Here is a 16,739-nt window from a genome sequence, read left to right as displayed (position 1 = left end):
TATACTTTCCTTTCTCCATCAATAAATGACGCGCGTCTTATCGACCTTGTTCGGCTTCAGGACGATCGCATCGTCTGCGGAAACGGTCGGTTTTTTGTCGCCTTTTGCAACCAAAATCCGGCCGTCTGCATCGCCCACGCGAAGATAAGCACGCTTCGCATCGCGAGATAAGACCGATACGGGAACGAACTTTACAAATCCCCGAATCGCGTCCGCATAGACACCCGTTTCGCCGTCAGGTCCCCGAACGATACATTCTTTCGGCACGGCATAGGCGGGTTCTTCGCTTTTAATTATTGTAACCTCTTGCACCCGCGGGGCGTAAACTTCCTGTAATTTGTCTTGTAATCGTAATATTACCACACCGCCTCTTCCCTCGCGGTTCACCGATTCGATCTCGCCCTTTGCGGTCACATTCCCGATGCGCACGTCCAAACGCTTATTCTCGCCCTCGGGGAGCAGTCGCAAATCTTCGACGGACAAGGCGACTTTATACTCGGTGTCTCCGATGGAGCGGAAAAAAGCGTGGTCCTCCTTGACCCGATTTTCGCCGCGCTCAATCGGCGTGAGCTTGAGGCCCTTCAAATAGGCGGTGGTAAAGACCGAATCGTCTTTTTTCGGCGAGAGTGCGCCCCGAAGATCGTCAAATCGATAGCTGATAATCCCGGAGATCGGGGCCTTGTAATCCGAATTTGTAGTGGCGATTTTTTCGGTAAGGATATTTCTTTGTTCCTCCAGTGCATCGGGCGATAGCTTTAAGAGCTCGTTCAATTCCGATACATTTACCGCAGGCTTGGTCCTGAGATCTAGGGTATTGATCGAGGAGATCAGCTTTTCGCCGTCCTCGTCTCGAATAAATCGCTGGATATTGCGGATCACATTGACGTCTTCTTTCGTCAGGTCTTCCGATTTGTCCTTGTTTTTCCGGTCGTTCTTAAAGTCGATCGCCGCATTGACCTTGATCAGGCGGTCCTTGATCTCGGAATTGTCGTTCATCACATTGATATTCGCCACCACATGTCCCTTGGGGACTTTTTTGCCCTCCCGGACATTGTAGATCGCGATGCCGTTACCCTTGGTAAAGACCGTATCCTCTTCGTAGATCAGATAGCCCTTATCGCGCACCACATCCCGATATTTGATCTGGGTGGGGTATACGGTGCCCAGGCGATGGGTGATGTGATAATAGATGCCGTAACCCGCACCGGATAGGAACAAAAGGAGCACGAGAAACAAGAGAACGCGCCGCCGGATCCTGCGCGACCTCCGCTTTTTTTCTATTTTTTTGCGGGTTCCGCCTCGCTTCGTCATAGCAGATAGATCTTCTCGTTTTCGTGTTTTACGGGCCGAAGCATCAGATCCTGCACGGCCTTTTCGGGATCTGCCCCTTCATACAGCACGCCATATAGTTTTTCGGTGATGGGCATTTCGATCCCCATCTTTCGGCTCAGATCATAGGCGGCCTTGGTGGTCTTGTAGCCTTCCACCACCATGCCCACCTTCTCCATGGCGGATTCGGCGTCGTAACCCGATCCGATCAGATTGCCGAACTTCCAATTTCTGCTGTGGACGCTGGTACAGGTTACGATCAAGTCGCCCACGCCGGTAAGCCCCTGAAAGGTGATGGCGTTCGCGCCCAGGGCGATGCCGATCCTCTGAATTTCGGTCAGACCCCGGGTCATCAGCGCCGCTTTGGTATTGTCGCCGAATCCGAGTCCGTCGGACAGGCCGGCCCCCAGGGCGATGATGTTTTTCAGAGCGCCGCCGATCTCGACGCCGATCATGTCGTCTTGGGCGTAGACCCGCAGACTGTCGTGGGAAAAGAGATCCTGTGCCCACAAAATGTCTTCTTCCCGGGCGGAGCAGACCACGACGGTGGTAGGCTTAAACTTCGCCACTTCTTCCGCGTGGGAAGGGCCGGATAGCACGATATAGGGATTTTCCGGCAGGACCTCCGCCGCCACCTCGGAAAGGCGCAAGCCGCTGCCTTGCTCGAGCCCCTTCGCCAGATTGATAATGCGCGCGGAACTGTCCAACTTCGCGATCTCTTTGAGGCATTCGCGCACCGCGGCGGTGGGCACGGCGAGGACGATGCCGTCCGCCTCTTCTATCGCCTCTTCGATAGAACGATGAAAGCGGATCGAATCGTGAAAGCGAAAATCCTCCAGATAGCCGGGATTGTCCCGTTTTTCGGATATGCGCCGATACTGCGCCGCATTGCGCGTATACATATGCACTTCTCGTCCCAAATCCGCCAATATATTTCCGATGGCACTGCCCCAACTCCCGCAACCGATAATTGCGATCTTCATTGCGAATTCCCTCCGATTCTCTTTTCCGTTCCCCGTCTTAGGCGGTCGATATTGCTGCGATGCCGCACAAAACCCAAGATCCAGAGAACGACGACGGCGACGACATTCCACGGCGTCGCGCTATAAGTCCAAATCATTGCGATCGAAATCGCCGATAAAAAACACATCGAGCCGACGCTTACATAGCGCGTCGCCAGGGCGCAAATCACGCCGATCGCCGCACTCACTGCGGCAAAGACGGGATGCAGAATTCCCCAGGCGCCCAAGGTGGTGGCTATGCCCTTTCCCCCGCGAAAGCGCAGGTAGAAGGGAAAGTCGTGCCCCAATACCACAAAGACACCTGCAAACAGTCGCAGCTCGGGCGCCAATAGGGGCGCCAAAAACAACATTACCGCCACGCCCTTTACGACGTCAATGAAAAAGGTCAGATAACCCAATTTTTTTCCCATCACGCGAATCGCATTGGTCGTGCCGGCATTGCCGCTTCCGTGCTCTCGGATGTCGGTGCCGCGAAGCAACTTGCCGATAATATACGATCCGGAGATCGATCCGATCAAATAAGACAAGAATAAGACGATGGCCGTCTTCATCGATTCCTCAACTCCATAATAATGGGCACCCCGTCAAAACGGTAGGCCATGCGGATTTGATTTTCCAAAAAACGCAGATAGGTGAAATGGAACAGTTCCTTGTCGTTCACTGACAGCACGATCTTCGGCGGTCTCGCCGACACTTGGGAGGCGTAATAGAGTTTTCCGCGCTTGCCCTTATCCGACGGCGGCTGGTTCATCAGCACCGCTCGGTTCATAATGTCGTTTAATACGCCGGTCTGAATCCGGAGGGAGTAATTGTTGTTGACCACGTGGATCAAATCCAACAATTTATTGACCCTCGTTCCCGTCTTTGCCGATATAAAGATCATCGGCGCATAGTTCAAAAACGGCAACTCGCGGCGGATTTCCATCTCGTAGGTCTTCATGGTATGGTTCTCTTTTTCAATCGCATCCCATTTGTTGACCGCGATAATCATCGCCTTTTGATTGTCGTGGGCAAAGCCCGCAATCTTGGAATCCTGTTCACTGACCCCCTCCACGGCATCGATTAAGAGCACGCAGACATCGGCCATTTCGATGCTCCTAAGGGTGCGGACCGCGGAATATCGCTCTACCTTTTCGTTGATCTTCTTTCGCTTTCTGAGCCCCGCCGTGTCGATCAGAACGTATTCAGTATCTTCGTATTCGAAGAACGAGTGGATCGAATCGCGGGTAGTGCCGGGGATATTGGTGACGATCGAACGCTCCTGCCCCAAGATGCGGTTCACCAAAGAAGACTTGCCCGCATTGGGCTTTCCGATAAAGGCGACCTTGATCTCGTCCCCCGCAAATTCCGTCTCTGCCGGCGGGAAGGATTCGATGGTCGCATCCAACAGATCTCCGATCCCCCGGTTCTGTTCCGCGCTGATGACATAGGGCTCTCCCAGGGCGAGTTCGTAAAAATCATACATGTGGTCGCGGGACTGTTTGGCGTCCATCTTGTTGACGACGAGGATGATTTTTTTGCCGAACTTTCGAATATAGCTTGCGACTTCTCTGTCCATAGAGGTAAGGCCTTCTTTGCCGTCGACCACAAACAGAATCACCTGGGCGTGTTCCACGGCGACCTCCGCCTGCGCGAGGATTTCCGGCATAAATATTTCGTCGGATCCGGGATCCAATCCGCCCGTGTCGATCAGCGTAAACTCGCGGTCCAGCCATCTCGCTTTCGCATAGATTCTGTCGCGAGTCACGCCGGGGGTATCTTCGGTTATCGAAATCTTCGAACCCGTCAGGGCGTTAAATAAAGTACTCTTGCCTACATTGGGCCTGCCGAGTATGCATACGACCGGTCTATCCAACAGCGCTCACCTCCAAGATGGTATTTAAAAACTTCGCTCCGTCATTGTCCACCGGGAGTAAGCGGGCGTTCAGCACCGCTTCCATCTCCTTCGCGGTCTGATCGTCCAAGGTAATCATTTTATCCCGGCGAAACATCGACATAGGTAACATTATAACATCGCGATTTGGCCCTTTCAATTGAGCGTATACGTCTTCTGCGGTCAAAAGGCCCGCGACTTTTACGGTGTCGCCGAAAAACATATTTTTTATGCCGACGACTTCAAGCTCTATATCGGGAAATTTTTCGCGAATCGCTTCCGCGATCCTCCGAAACATCGGCGCGGCGTATTCTCCCGTCGCCAATGTGATTTTACCGCGATAGTTTCTCGCCGCATCGTGTAGCGCCTGCTCAAACTCGTCGTAGAAAGAACGCATCAACCCCACGCCGTTTTCGTACTGGGGATAGCCGTCGTAATAGGCTTCTTCGGGAAGGGGTTTTTCGGCGATCAAATAGAATTCGTCGGAGGCGTAGACCCAATGGCTTCCGCTCTTGTGATAGGCACCTTCGCCGAAAGACTCCGCGATTTGAATCACTGACGCGGCGCTTTCTTTTTCAAAGGTAGGAAGCGGATCGAGTCCTTCGCGAAACCGGGTAACGCCTACGGGGACCAAGGCGACGGAACAGACCTGCGGCCAAAGCGACCACAGATCCCGAAGGGTCTGTTTCAGCGCTTCGCCGTCGTTTTTCCCGGGCACCAAGACGATCTGCGCATTGACGACGATGCCCGCCTCGGCGAGCCGCCGCAAGTGATCCATAATCTTTCCCGTCGAAGGATTCTTCAGAAGTTCGACCCTGAGCGCGGGATCGGTGGCGTGAACCGATACATTGACCGGACTGAGCTTATAGCGGATCATGCGCTCGAAGTCCGCCTCGCGCAAATTCGTGAGGGTGATGTAGTTTCCCTGCAAAAAGGAAAGCCGCGAATCGTCGTCTTTGATATATAGGCTGTCCCGCATATTCGGAGGCATTTGATCGATAAAGCAGAACACACAGCGATTGGAACAGGTCTTTTGCCGGTCCAGGAGCGGGGTCACAAAATTTAGCCCCAAGTCCTCGGACGGGTCCTTTTCGATGTCGAACAGGATCCGCTCGCCATTTGCTTTTTCCACCGCCAGGGTAATATATTCGTTTTCCATCTGGTAGCGATAGTCGATGACGTCGAGAATGCGCTCGTCGTTGATGGCGATCACCCGATCTCCCGCTTCGAGCTCCAGCTCCTCTCCGATGGAGCCGCGATCGACGGAGCGGATGGTATTCAGTTGGCTGTGGACGATATCGATTTCGTATGGGTTCATTGTACCTCCAAATAGAAAAGGACTCCGGGTAGAGTCCTTTCCAACCATTTTACTTGTAAAGAGGGAATTTTTCGCAGAATTGCTTGACGCGATCCTTTGCTTCTTCTTCGCTGATCTCTTTTTTCAAGACATCCACCATGATCTGCGCCACAAACGCCGCATCTTCTTCTTTTGCGCCCAGTGTGGTAATCGCCGGTGTTCCGATTCGAATACCGCTGGTGACCATGGGTTTTTCCGGATCGAAAGGAATTGTGTTTTTGTTGACCGCAAGGCCGTTGGCATTGAGGAGCGCTTCGGCATCCTTTCCCGTCAACCCCAAAGACCGCACGTCCAAGAGGAGCAGGTGGTTGTCAGTTCCGCCCGATACGAGGCGCACCCCGTTTTCCGTAAACACCGCTTCCATCGCCTTGGCATTGTCGATGATTTGTCGGCTATACGCCTTAAATTCCGGGGTATTCGCCTCGTGAAATGCCACCGCTTTTGCCGCGATGATATGCTCCAAAGGCCCGCCCTGCAGACCGGGGAACACCGCCTTGTCGATGGTCTTTGCAAGAGATTCGGTACATAGGATGGCACCGCCCCTGGGCCCCCGCAGGGTCTTGTGGGTCGTCGTGGTGACGACATCCGCAAATTCCACCGGGTTTTGGTGCAGCCCCGATGCGACCAGCCCCGCGATATGCGCCATATCGACCATAAAGTATGCGCCGCTTTCTTTTACGACCTTCGCCATTCGTTCGAAGTCGATCTTTCTCGGGTAGGCCGAGGCGCCGGCGATAACGAGCTTCGGCGCATATTTCTTGACCGCTTCCGCAAAGGCGTCGTAGTCGATCCGCTCCGTATCCGGATCGACGCCGTAGTCCACCACGTCGAAATACTTTCCGGAGATATTCACCGGCGAGCCGTGGGACAAGTGTCCCCCGTGGCTGAGATTCATCCCCAGCACCCGCTCCCCGGGTTTTAACAGTCCCAAAAAGACCGCCATATTGGCGTTGGCACCGCTGTGGGGTTGCACATTCGCATGATCCGCCCCGTAGAGTGCCTTGAGCCGGCCGATCGCCAGCTGTTCCGCCTGATCGACCACTTCGCAGCCGCCGTAATAGCGCGCGCCGGGCAATCCTTCGGCGTATTTATTGGTCAGAGGTGATCCCATGGCTTCCATCACCGCCTCGGAAACAAAGTTTTCCGAAGCGATCAGTTCGATGTGACTTTGTTGTCGTTCGGTTTCGCGCAGGATCAGCTCGTAAATCTCCGGATCCGTCGCCTTCAGATGCTTATATTCCACAGTGTACCTCTTTTCGTCAAATTTCAGTATCTGTCGTTGATATAGCTTTCGATCTTCGAACGCAGCGTCTCTTCGAGGAATGCTTCGTTGCGAAGCAAAGCGTCGTATATTTTTTTCGATGTGGAGTGAAGAATAAATTCGGGATACGCCGGAAAGACGATCTCAAAGAGGCGTCCATCCAGATTTTTGCCCGCGCAGTGGACAAAGTAGCCGTACACTTCCCGAAACTCCATAAACTCCAAAATCTCCAATATCGTTTCGTCTTTTTTCCCGTAGTATTTGTTCGCCAGGGACAGACAGCGGCAGTACTTCCGATTGGACCTCGGCTTTATGCGCGCCTTACGCGCCTCCATGCGGTAACTTTTTGCCAGGGCATTGAAATATTGGTAGTTAAAGATCCCCTTTTCCAGGCGATCGATCACGAGAAAAGGACGCACATTGCTGTTGTTTAAGTCCCGGAGATTGCATTCCAGGAATTCCTTTTTGTCGAGATCGCCCCGCTCATAGGCGGCGATCAGCGCATTCCTTCTCTCTAAAAAATGCTCGAACCACTTGTCGCAGACCGGCTCCATATACAATACGTCTTCTTTATAAGAACGCATTGATCAATACCGGCAACAACATCCCTACGCAGAGCACGATGGCTACAATGCGAATAAATTTCTTTTGGTTTCCCATACCGTCCCCCTGCCTAAGCGCTTACGCCTCTAGCGATACTTCCTGTGCATATTCCTTTAACGCGTCGGGAATCTCGGATTCGACATAATCGACATTGATATAGATCTCTCGATTTTCGATGTCCAATGCCTCCAGGCGTTCGCGCAAGGTTTCTAGGTCTTCTACGGACAAGTCGAGAACCTTGTAGATACCGTCTACGTAGATCTTTTCCAAGTCGTAATCCATGGCGAGCATGCCGCAGAGAAAACCGTAGAATTGATCGAGGTTTTCCAAACCGTATTCGGTGGCGTTGATCAGGCGCACATTGTAGTCGAGGCTGAAAATGTGATCGTCGTCGACCTCTACAAAGGCGATGTTGCCATTTCCGCCGTGTAGATCTTCGTTGGCGTGGTCGATCAGCCATTTGGTCTTGCCGGCTCCTTTAGCGCCCAAAATATATTGAATCATGTTCTCGTCCTTTCTGTTCCGCAGAGAACTTCGATCCCTGCACCCTATTGCTTACTTCCATTCTACGCACGATTTCGTCGCGTATATAATACCAACTGCGGTTCCAATTTGCGAAGAGCACGTCTTTTTCCGGTGCACGGCCCAACAGCCTACCGATGACGATATCGGGGTCGAGATGTTCCAAAAACAAGATACACCTCTCGATAAACTCTTCCATGGGAACCGGTACAAAACTGCCGTCTTGATACATCTCTGCCAACTTCGTCCCCTTCGGCACGTAGAGATTGTGGATTTTTACCTCATCGGCTGCCACCGCGTTCATCAGTTCGGCGCCGCGAACGATGTCGTCGCGCCCGTCGAAGGGCAAGTCCAAAATCATATGCACCGAAAGGCGGATGTCCGCCGCCTTGATTCTTTGGGCCGCATCGATAAAGTCCTGCACCGTATGGCCCCGATTTAGGATTTCTAAAGACCGGGGATTTGCGCTCTGCAGCCCCAATTCGAAGGTCACCGGCGTATGGGGAAATACCGACTTTGCACAGGCGAGGTACGCATCGTCCACGCAGTCCGGCCGCGTAGAGATCGACACACCCGCCAAATCCTCTTTCGGCACCGCCTCTAGATTGGCGCGAAATTGTTCGAGGGGCAGATAGGTGCCCGTAAAGTTTTGAAAGTAGGCGATAAAGCCTTCCGCACGGTATCTCTTTCGCATCCGCTCTTTGTTCTCTTCGAACTGATCCTGAATGCTGCCGCCGATCCACTCAAAACTTCCGCCCTCTTCGCCGCAAAAGATACAGCCGCCTGTGCCCTTGGTGCCATCCCGATTGGGACAAGATCCCTTGAGGTGGATGGGCACCTTATAGACCTTCTTTTTGAAGACGTCTCGGGTATAGGCGCTGAAACTCCGGTACGGCTCTTTTTTACGCGTATCTACGATTATACACCTTGCTCTTCCACGTCTTCGGCAAACAGGCGTTCAAACTCTTCGGCGACCTTGTTGAATCGATCTTCCTCTTCGATAAAGACCAGTTCCATCTCGTTTTCGTCGATTTCGTCGTATTCGTAGATCAATACGGATGCGTCTTCGTCGATCTCATCGCCGTCGAGCGGCATCAATGCGATATATTCTTTGTCCTCGAATTCAAACACCCCGATGACGGCGCAGTCCAACTCGCTGTCGTCTTCGAGGGTAAGGGTGATTACGTCGAGCTCTTCCCCTTCGTGTTGGTGATCGTGATTGTGATCGTGTGCCATGTTCTTATCCTTTCAGTTTCAATAGAGCCAGTAAATATTCATAAAACCGCTCTGTAGACGAGATCGAAAGTTTCTCTCCCGGGGCATGCACGCCGGACATATCCGGACCGACGGAGATCATGTCCATCTTGCCGATGGCATCTTGCAAAAGGCCGCATTCCAGCCCGGCGTGGATCGTTTCTACGACGGGTTCTTCCCCGTACATCGATTTCCAGAGTTCCTTCGCCTTTTCGCGTAGGGACGATGTTTCGGCATATTCCCATGCGGGATACGCCGAGAGTTCCTCGTATTCGGCGCCCGCCATTTCACCGGCCGTGCGGTTTTTCAGCGCAATTTCTCGAATCTTCGTCTCCACATCGCTTCGAATTTGCGAGGTGAATACGATGCGTTCGTCGTCGTTTTTCGCCACGCCGATATTGGTAGAGGATTCTACCATGCCATCGATCTTTTTGCTAAATGTGTTGACGCCGTTGGGGGCAGTTAAGAGATACCCTAAAATGCCGTCTTTTACGGCATCGGAGAGCACTTTTTTCGGTTCGGCATCCGAAATTTCCAGGTGAATGTCGGGATCGGTCGCCTTAAATTCCGAAGCGACGATGTCCGCATTTGTATGGAGCGCCTCGATCAACGCGTCTTTGTCGGCGGCCTTAACCGCGACGATCGCCTCCGCATCTCGCGGGATGGCATTGGGTTTGGAACCGCCGGAAAAATCTGCCAGGTCGAAGTCCACCATATCAGCCGCCTCTTTTAACACGCGTGCCAGTTGCAGGATGGGGTTTCCGCGTTCGTCGTCGATATCCTGTCCGGAGTGGCCGCCGACAAATCCGCCGAAGGCGACCTCTAAAAAGGCGTCCGAATCCGATTCTTTATACGCTTTTCGAATTGCAATATTGTTGACCAGACCACCGGCGCAACCTACGGTGATTACGCCTTCGTCCTCGGAGTCCAGATTGATCAGGGTTCTTCCCGAAAGGAGCGACCCATCCACGTTGATGGCCCCGGTCATTCCGGTCTCTTCATCGACGGTGAACAGACACTCCAGAGCCGGATGCTCGAAGTCGCCCTCGAGCACTGCCATCATCATCGCCACGGCAATCCCGTTGTCGGCGCCCAAGGTCGTATTTTCGGCGACGATAAAATCGCCGTCTACCTTCGCCTCGATGGGATCTTTGCAAAAATCGTGGACATGTCCTTTTTTTGCCTCACAGACCATATCCATATGGCCCTGTAAGATCACGGTCGGTTCGTCCTCGTAGCCTAGAGAGGCGGGCTTTTTCACGATGACATTTTGAATCTCATCGACCATGACTTCGAGACCGCGCTCTTTTGCCCAGCGGACGAGAAAGTCGCGAATCTGTCCTTCTTCTTTGCTGCACCGCGGAATGTCCGTGATGGTGGCAAAATTTTGTAAAACCGGGAAGTTTCCCTGTAAACCTTTTATCACAATATCACCTCCCCTTTATATTACACGAAAACCCCCGCTTCGTCATCACTTTTGGCGATTCTCCGGGAGCGGGACATGGCAATAGCCGCCGGGATTTTTCTGAAGATACCACTGGTGGTATTCCTCCGCCTTATAAAAGTTCTCCAAGGGCTCGATTTCTACGCGAATCGTCCGCTCCCATGCCGCCTGCCTTCTGTCTCTGTCCGCCTTGTAGAGCGATGCCAGCTCGTCGTCACCCTTCGGATAATAGATCCCGGTTCGATACTGCCGGCCGATGTCCATGCCCTGGCGATGATAGCTGAAGGGATCTATGATCTCGTAAAAGTGATCCAATAGCGCCTCGGTGGAAAGCACGCTTTCGTCGTAGTCGATCCGTACCCCTTCCGCCGCCTTGCTCTTTCCGGCACAGACCTCTTCGTAGCTGGGATCGGGAATGTTCGAATTGACATAGCCCACCTCGGTGTCTATCACGCCCGGGGTCCTTTGAAAATACTCCTCCACGCCCCAAAAGCAACCGCCGGCCAAGACTATGCGTTTCATACGCCCCTCCATTTCTACTCACTGTGATAACAATGTGCGTTCTATTCTCTTTTTATCCTGGAGGAAGTGATCGTAATCTTCGATATTGCGAAATACCTGCGTCAAAGAATGGGGTGCAAACCGAAAACACTGCATCAATACGTAATTCATGGAAGGGTCTTTGACGAAATTTCTCGCAAAACAATCCAGTATAAAGGCCTCGATCTCGTCGAATTCTTCCGCCGATACATCGCTCGGGTCGATCTCTTTGCGAATGCGTTCCTGAATGAAATGCTCCATATAGCGGAAAAATCCTTCGAAATCCGTACGCGGGTCGCTTTGCTCAACTTCGGAGATGATCTTAAAAAACAAATTCCATCCAAATTCTTTGTTGACGATCTCGTATACCGCACCGCCTACTTTTTCGGTAAAGGGCGTATCGAACACCGGCACTCTGTCGAACACCAGTGCTTCGCCGATGCGAAACTCCTCTTCGGCGAGTCGATTGATGCGGTTGAGCAGGCGGATGAAGTTTTCGCCGTAATCGTAGTTCATCAACACCTTACACTTAAAATAAAGGTATTCGACCAGAATATCCGACGTCTCGTTAAAGTCGATGACAAAGCCCAAATCCCTGTGAATCTTGCCGACGAAAATATCGTGGATGATCTTCGACAGAAGGCTTTTTACCTGCATGCGATTGCTCAGCTCCGCCGAAGAATCCATCTCGTTGACGTGCTGGTAGAGGATTCGCAGCTGACGGTCGATCATCGACAAATTGTCTTTAATCGAGTGCATAATATCGTGGAAGAAGTTTTCGGTCAGCATATAATTAAAATTTTTGTAGAGGACTTTGTGGTCGATCTCTCCCCAAAATACATTGACCAAAGACTTGATCTGCAGCTCGAACTTTACCGGATGTGTGCCGTCTACAATATAGCCGTCCAATTTATAAATCCCGAATCCGTTTTTTTGGACCATCGGCTGTGGCGTATCCAGATCCAAAAAAATACGCGCGTTTTCCGGCGTGCGGTAATAGCCGTCCCCGTTCGCCATATAAAATGCGGAACGAATGGCGTAGTAGAGATCGATTTCATCCTCTGTGAATCGGCATTCGATGCGGATCCCGATGATGTCTTGAATATTTCGATACATCTCTTCCGCGTCTTTGTATTCGAGATAGAGATTGTTGCGGATGATCTTTTCCTGCAGGGATTGCGGCGATTTCAGCCGCGAATTAATACTCAGAAAACTGTCTATTTCTCCGAATTCCGCAACAAAAAAACGCTCCAACTCCCCGGCCAAATCTCCCATATGTTCGCAATTGGCTTCCAACAGGCCGGTGGCGGCGTCTATATATGAAAATAAATCTAAATCCATAATTTCCTCCTGACGGGAGTATTATATCACAAACCGCCCCTGCAAACGATGTCCTATCGCGCTTTTCGCTCCTTTTCCCTCGCCGCCTTAGACAAAACAAAAAGACCCGAAGAAAAATCCTTCGAGTCTTTGTCGCGATTACTTGCGAACGACATTGTATTTCTTTTCCAGGGCATTGACCTTGTTCAAATACAGTTCTTGTTGTTTTCTGCGCATCAATTCCATGCGAATATCGTCGCGGGCATCGTCGAAACTGCGCTCTTGTTCTTCGTTGCCCTCGACGCGCTTAATAATGTGGTAACCGAATTGGGTCTTGACGGGTTCGGAAATCTCTCCGTCTTTCATCGAGAACACCTTTTCGTCGAATTCCGGCACCATTTGACCGCGGCCGAAGCTGCCCAGATCTCCGCCACGCTCTTTCGACGGGCAGATGGATTTTTCTTTGGCAAGTTCCTCGAAATCCGCGCCGCCTTTGATCGCTTCTGCGATTTCTTTGGCCTCGTCTTCTCCTTCGACGAGGATATGGGACGCGCGAACGGAGGCGGGCTGTTTGAAGAACTGCTTGTTCTTCTCGTAGAAGTCGATGGCTTCGGCTTCGTCGATCTGTGCCCCTTCGATGGTCTTGGAGAAGTTATAGGACTTTAACAGAGATTTCTTGGTGTCTGCCAATACCTTTTGAAATTCTTCTTCTTCGTCCATTTTCGTATCCAGGGCATCTTTTAATAAGAGCTCTTGGCGGATCAATTCGTCGAGAATGTGTTTCTTTCCCTCTTCCCCTTGAAATTGGATTGCCATTTGGGGATTCATACTTTGTAGATAGGCGTCGACATCGGATTCGTGGATATCTACATTGTCGATGCTCGCCAGTACTTTATTTTCTTCGGTCATTTTTTCCTCCTGTTTACTCATTCGCGGTATATGCTTAGAAATGCTCGGGTGTATCGCCGCAGATTTCATACTTTGTAATCATATCAATTGGAGAAAACGCAGTCAAGAAGTCGGATATTTTCAACTCGTATCGCCCTATGGTATAATAGTTCACATTATATCGGAAAAGGTCCGATATAAAATAAAAGGGAGAACAAATTACAGCGCCAGCACCCTTCGGGTGGACGAGGAATGAAGTGATCGAGTTATCGGCGGATGCTTCATAGGTCTGCAACCTCAGTGTCGTACAAAACGCGGAGCAATTCGCGCACAAAATCGACACAGCAGCTCCCTGAATTTTAGGAGGAAAATATGTGTGGAATCGTGGCCTTTAACGGCTCGAAAAATGCACAGGAACGCATTATCAACGGATTGGAAAAATTAGAATACCGCGGATACGACAGCGCGGGGATCGCCGTCATCGAAGACAAAAAGCTGCGCATCGCCAAGGCGGCAGGGCGACTCGAGGCACTCGAAGAGAAGCTCGAAGCAGAACCCCTCGGCGGTACGACGGGCATCGGACATACCCGTTGGGCGACCCACGGGGTGCCCAGCGAAGAAAATGCCCACCCCCATATCAGCACCCATCAACGCGTGGCGGTGGTACACAACGGCATTATCGAAAACTACCAAAGCCTGAAAAATAGCCTTTTAGAGGCCGGCTATACCTTCTATTCCGATACGGATACGGAGGTCGTCGCGAATCTGATCGAATCCAAACTCGACGGCAATTTGGAAGAGGCCGTGGCAGAAGCTGTCAAAGCGCTCCGCGGCACCTTCAGTCTCGCGGTGCTCTCGCCCGAGGACCCCGACAAACTCGTCGTCACGCGACGCGAATCGCCCCTGATCCTGGGTATCGCAGAGGACGGCGTCTTTGCCGCATCGGATGTACCCGCGCTCTTGGACTACACGCGCGATGTCATCTACTTGGAAAACGACGAACTGGTCGTGATCCAAGACGGCCGATACGAAATCTTTAAGGACGGACAGCCCGTCACAAAAGAAATCACCACCGTCGAGTGGAGCCCCGAAAGTGCCGGCAAGGAAGGCTTCGAGCACTATATGATGAAGGAAATCCACGAACAGCCCAAGGCGCTGGAAGACTGCCTGCGCCGCAAGGTGACCGACGGATTTATCGACCTGGGCGAACAATCCTTTACCAAAGAAGAGATCGAGTCCTTCGACCATATCTATATGTCCGCCTGCGGCACCGCTTTTCACGCCTGCCAAGTCGGAAAACGCGCATTGGAGGACGCCTTACAACAAGAAATCACGGCACAGATCGCCTCGGAATTCCGCTACGACATGCCGTTCTTGAACGAAAAGAGTCTCTTGATCGTCGTAAGCCAATCCGGCGAAACCGGCGACACCCTGGCGGTGCTCCGCGAGGCAAAACTCCGGGGCGCCAAAGTCCTCTCCGTCACCAATGTGGTGGGCTCGAGCGTGGACCGCGAAAGCGACAAGGTCATCTACTGCGACGCGGGTCCAGAAATCTCCGTCGCCAGTACGAAGGCCTATTCCACCCAGCTCTTGAGCTTGTATCTGTTGGCTTTGGACTTCGGCCATAAACTCGGCACCTACGACCGTGACGCCGTCAAGCTCGCCATCGAAGAACTCAGCGAAGTACCCGCGCAAATCGAGACATTCTTGCAAGATACCGACGCGCTGGACGACATCGCAAAGCGCCTCGCCAAGCACGATGCCGTCTTCTATCTCGGCCGCGGCATCGACTATTTGAGCGCCAAGGAAGGGGCTCTGAAACTCAAAGAGATCTCCTATATCCACGCGCAATCCATGCCGGCGGGCGAGCTGAAACACGGAAGCATCGCCCTTATCGAAGAAAATCTGCCGGTGGTTACCCTGATTACCCAATCCGAATTGGTGGAAAAGAGCATTTCGAACATCAAGGAAGTGAAGGCGCGGGGCGCCTATACCATCGTCATCACCGACGAAGTCGCCGGCATGATCGACGAGGTCGCCGATGCCACCGTGCGCATCCCCTCGATCTCGGATCTCTATGCGCCCATACTCGCGGTACTGCCGCAACAGATCCTCGCCTATAAGGTCAGCGTTCTGTTGGGCAACGACGTGGACAAGCCGAGGAACTTGGCAAAATCCGTCACCGTCGAATAAATCCGTATCGACACACAAAAAAACGGTACGAACCGAAATGGGTTCGTACCGTTTTTGCGTGCTCATTGTTTTGTCGTGACGAAATTATAGAATCGCTCGCCCAGGACGACGCCCTGTTCGCGGCTCGCACTGGTGCGGGGACGGAAGGTGCCGTCTTCGTAGCCTTCCATCAAACCGATGCTTTGCAGCGTATACACCGGCTCTACGGCAAAATCGCGAATTTTTTCGTGATCGGCGTATGTCTTGGTATTGCTCTTATCGGCTTCGATGTCGAAGGTATGCAAGAACCGCGCCAAAATGGTCGCCATTTCCTGCCGATTGATCTTGGCTTCGGGATCGAAGTGCTTATAGCCTACGCCCTGTACCAGGCCCAAGCGGGTGGCGACGATCACAGAGGGGTTCTTCGTGTCGACGTAAGGGCTATCTCCCGCCACCAAGTGTACGCGGTTTGCCTTTTCGTACACCCGCACGATTACCTCGGTAAATTCTTCCCGGGTAATGTCGCGTTTCATGTCCGAACGGACGGCGGGGGGAATAAATCCGTGTTCCCCGGCGGCGGAAAGCTCTTCCATGGACCATTGGCTGGAGTTGGAGAAGCTCGGACGATAGCCGACCGCCACCGCATTGCTGTATTCGCTGCGCAAGTCGCCTTTTGCGTAGCGCACGCGGAAGCTATAGAGCTTGCGGGTCACCTTGACGTCTTTTAGATGGGCGAAGGCCTCGGGGGGAATGCTGATGCTTACGCCGTCGGCCGTGGCCGCGCTGATCTCTCCCCGATAGACAATCCCCGATTTGGAGGACCAGGGTTCGTAATCGACCTTACCGTCGATCTCAAACTGTACGGTTTCTCCCTTCGCCAGAATTTCCTTTACCCACGCCGGATTCTGCCAGGACATGGTGAAGCGATTGTAATTTCCGCTTTCGTCTTTTTCGAGCCGCAACGAAACGTATTGCGGCTTTTCTACTTCTGCGGCGAAAGCCGTGCTCGAAGAGAACACTGCGCCGAATACCAGAAGCAGAACCAATAGTTTCTGAAATGTATTTTTCAATGGTATGCATCCTTTCTATGCCACAAGAGACTATAGCAAATCGGAACACAAAGAAAAAGATCCGCCGGAGATTTGTAACGGAAT

Annotated in this window: 16 protein-coding genes; 1 reads left to right on the top strand and 15 read right to left on the bottom strand. The window is 52.3% G+C overall.

Features of this window, described 5'->3' with window-relative positions:
• Positions 1-18: 18 nt before the first annotated feature.
• From QO008_RS00840 to QO008_RS00775, 14 genes are all read right to left on the bottom strand, one after another.
• The gene (locus tag QO008_RS00840; RefSeq protein WP_307383440.1) at positions 19-1,311 is read right to left on the bottom strand and encodes an HlyD family efflux transporter periplasmic adaptor subunit; all 1,293 of its coding nucleotides are present in this window, start codon (positions 1,309-1,311) and stop codon (positions 19-21) included.
• The gene (locus QO008_RS00835) at positions 1,308-2,312 is read right to left on the bottom strand and encodes an NAD(P)H-dependent glycerol-3-phosphate dehydrogenase (RefSeq protein WP_307383437.1); all 1,005 of its coding nucleotides are present in this window, start codon (positions 2,310-2,312) and stop codon (positions 1,308-1,310) included. Before QO008_RS00835 ends, QO008_RS00840 begins: the two co-directional genes overlap by 4 nt.
• Entirely contained in the window at positions 2,309-2,902 is a 594-nt protein-coding gene (gene plsY / locus QO008_RS00830) for a glycerol-3-phosphate 1-O-acyltransferase PlsY (protein WP_307383435.1), read from the bottom strand. Before plsY ends, QO008_RS00835 begins: the two co-directional genes overlap by 4 nt.
• Complete coding sequence (der, locus tag QO008_RS00825) at positions 2,899-4,206, bottom strand: ribosome biogenesis GTPase Der (protein WP_126465279.1); 1,308 nt, start codon at positions 4,204-4,206, stop codon at positions 2,899-2,901. Before der ends, plsY begins: the two co-directional genes overlap by 4 nt.
• On the bottom strand, positions 4,199-5,542 hold the full coding sequence (locus QO008_RS00820; protein ID WP_307383433.1) for a DUF512 domain-containing protein: 1,344 nt from the start codon (positions 5,540-5,542) through the stop codon (positions 4,199-4,201). The genes der and QO008_RS00820 overlap by 8 nt, the downstream gene beginning before the upstream one ends.
• A 49-nt stretch (positions 5,543-5,591) precedes the next feature.
• Positions 5,592-6,824: a serine hydroxymethyltransferase gene (locus QO008_RS00815; protein WP_307383431.1), complete on the bottom strand. Its 1,233-nt coding sequence runs from the start codon at positions 6,822-6,824 to the stop codon at positions 5,592-5,594.
• Positions 6,825-6,847: 23 nt separating this feature from the next.
• Positions 6,848-7,426, bottom strand: coding sequence for a DUF6648 family protein (locus QO008_RS00810; protein WP_126465274.1), 579 nt, complete (start codon positions 7,424-7,426; stop codon positions 6,848-6,850).
• Positions 7,427-7,523: 97 nt separating this feature from the next.
• Positions 7,524-7,949 carry a hypothetical protein gene (locus tag QO008_RS00805; protein WP_126465272.1) on the bottom strand — a complete coding sequence of 142 codons (426 nt, stop codon included), beginning with the start codon at positions 7,947-7,949 and terminating at the stop codon, positions 7,524-7,526.
• A complete protein-coding gene (locus QO008_RS00800) occupies positions 7,924-8,886 on the bottom strand; it encodes a TIGR01212 family radical SAM protein (RefSeq protein WP_126465270.1) in 963 nt (320 codons plus the stop codon). Before QO008_RS00800 ends, QO008_RS00805 begins: the two co-directional genes overlap by 26 nt.
• The gene (locus QO008_RS00795; RefSeq protein WP_126465268.1) at positions 8,886-9,203 is read right to left on the bottom strand and encodes a DUF1292 domain-containing protein; all 318 of its coding nucleotides are present in this window, start codon (positions 9,201-9,203) and stop codon (positions 8,886-8,888) included. Before QO008_RS00795 ends, QO008_RS00800 begins: the two co-directional genes overlap by 1 nt.
• A 4-nt stretch (positions 9,204-9,207) precedes the next feature.
• Positions 9,208-10,647, bottom strand: coding sequence for an aminoacyl-histidine dipeptidase (locus QO008_RS00790; protein WP_307383428.1), 1,440 nt, complete (start codon positions 10,645-10,647; stop codon positions 9,208-9,210).
• A 45-nt stretch (positions 10,648-10,692) separates the two neighbouring features.
• Positions 10,693-11,187, bottom strand: a complete 495-nt coding sequence (gene msrA / locus QO008_RS00785; RefSeq protein ID WP_307383424.1) for a peptide-methionine (S)-S-oxide reductase MsrA — start codon at positions 11,185-11,187, stop codon at positions 10,693-10,695.
• A gap of 18 nt (positions 11,188-11,205) precedes the next feature.
• Positions 11,206-12,546 (bottom strand): GTP pyrophosphokinase, encoded by a 1,341-nt coding sequence (locus QO008_RS00780; RefSeq protein ID WP_307383421.1) that lies wholly within the window; start codon positions 12,544-12,546, stop codon positions 11,206-11,208.
• A gap of 138 nt (positions 12,547-12,684) precedes the next feature.
• A complete protein-coding gene (locus QO008_RS00775) occupies positions 12,685-13,434 on the bottom strand; it encodes a peptidylprolyl isomerase (protein ID WP_269471183.1) in 750 nt (249 codons plus the stop codon).
• A 351-nt stretch (positions 13,435-13,785) separates the two neighbouring features.
• On the opposite strand from QO008_RS00775, the gene glmS reads away from it, so the two are divergent.
• Positions 13,786-15,606, top strand: coding sequence for a glutamine--fructose-6-phosphate transaminase (isomerizing) (gene glmS, locus QO008_RS00770; RefSeq protein WP_307383416.1), 1,821 nt, complete (start codon positions 13,786-13,788; stop codon positions 15,604-15,606).
• 62 nt (positions 15,607-15,668) lie between these two features.
• Here the strand turns inward: glmS and QO008_RS00765 are convergent, their stop codons facing one another.
• Positions 15,669-16,655, bottom strand: a complete 987-nt coding sequence (locus QO008_RS00765) for an S-layer homology domain-containing protein (protein WP_126465258.1) — start codon at positions 16,653-16,655, stop codon at positions 15,669-15,671.
• Between the last annotated feature and the right edge of the window lie 84 nt (positions 16,656-16,739).

Source organism: Aedoeadaptatus ivorii, from assembly GCF_030815095.1.
Lineage (GTDB): Bacteria > Bacillota > Clostridia > Tissierellales > Peptoniphilaceae > Aedoeadaptatus > Aedoeadaptatus ivorii.
The sequence above is the reverse complement of the archived record's forward strand: the minus strand, read 5'-3'. Positions and strand labels throughout refer to the sequence as shown.

Coding starts and splice junctions, on each gene's coding strand:
- QO008_RS00795 (WP_126465268.1), bottom strand. CDS start 9,203: ATGGCACACGATCACAATCACGATCACCAACACGAAGGGGAAGAGCTC.
- QO008_RS00810 (WP_126465274.1), bottom strand. CDS start 7,426: ATGCGTTCTTATAAAGAAGACGTATTGTATATGGAGCCGGTCTGCGAC.
- QO008_RS00780 (WP_307383421.1), bottom strand. CDS start 12,546: ATGGATTTAGATTTATTTTCATATATAGACGCCGCCACCGGCCTGTTG.
- QO008_RS00835 (WP_307383437.1), bottom strand. CDS start 2,312: ATGAAGATCGCAATTATCGGTTGCGGGAGTTGGGGCAGTGCCATCGGA.
- QO008_RS00775 (WP_269471183.1), bottom strand. CDS start 13,434: ATGACCGAAGAAAATAAAGTACTGGCGAGCATCGACAATGTAGATATC.
- msrA (WP_307383424.1), bottom strand. CDS start 11,187: ATGAAACGCATAGTCTTGGCCGGCGGTTGCTTTTGGGGCGTGGAGGAG.
- QO008_RS00820 (WP_307383433.1), bottom strand. CDS start 5,542: ATGAACCCATACGAAATCGATATCGTCCACAGCCAACTGAATACCATC.
- plsY (WP_307383435.1), bottom strand. CDS start 2,902: ATGAAGACGGCCATCGTCTTATTCTTGTCTTATTTGATCGGATCGATC.
- QO008_RS00840 (WP_307383440.1), bottom strand. CDS start 1,311: ATGACGAAGCGAGGCGGAACCCGCAAAAAAATAGAAAAAAAGCGGAGG.
- glmS (WP_307383416.1), top strand. CDS start 13,786: ATGTGTGGAATCGTGGCCTTTAACGGCTCGAAAAATGCACAGGAACGC.
- QO008_RS00805 (WP_126465272.1), bottom strand. CDS start 7,949: ATGATTCAATATATTTTGGGCGCTAAAGGAGCCGGCAAGACCAAATGG.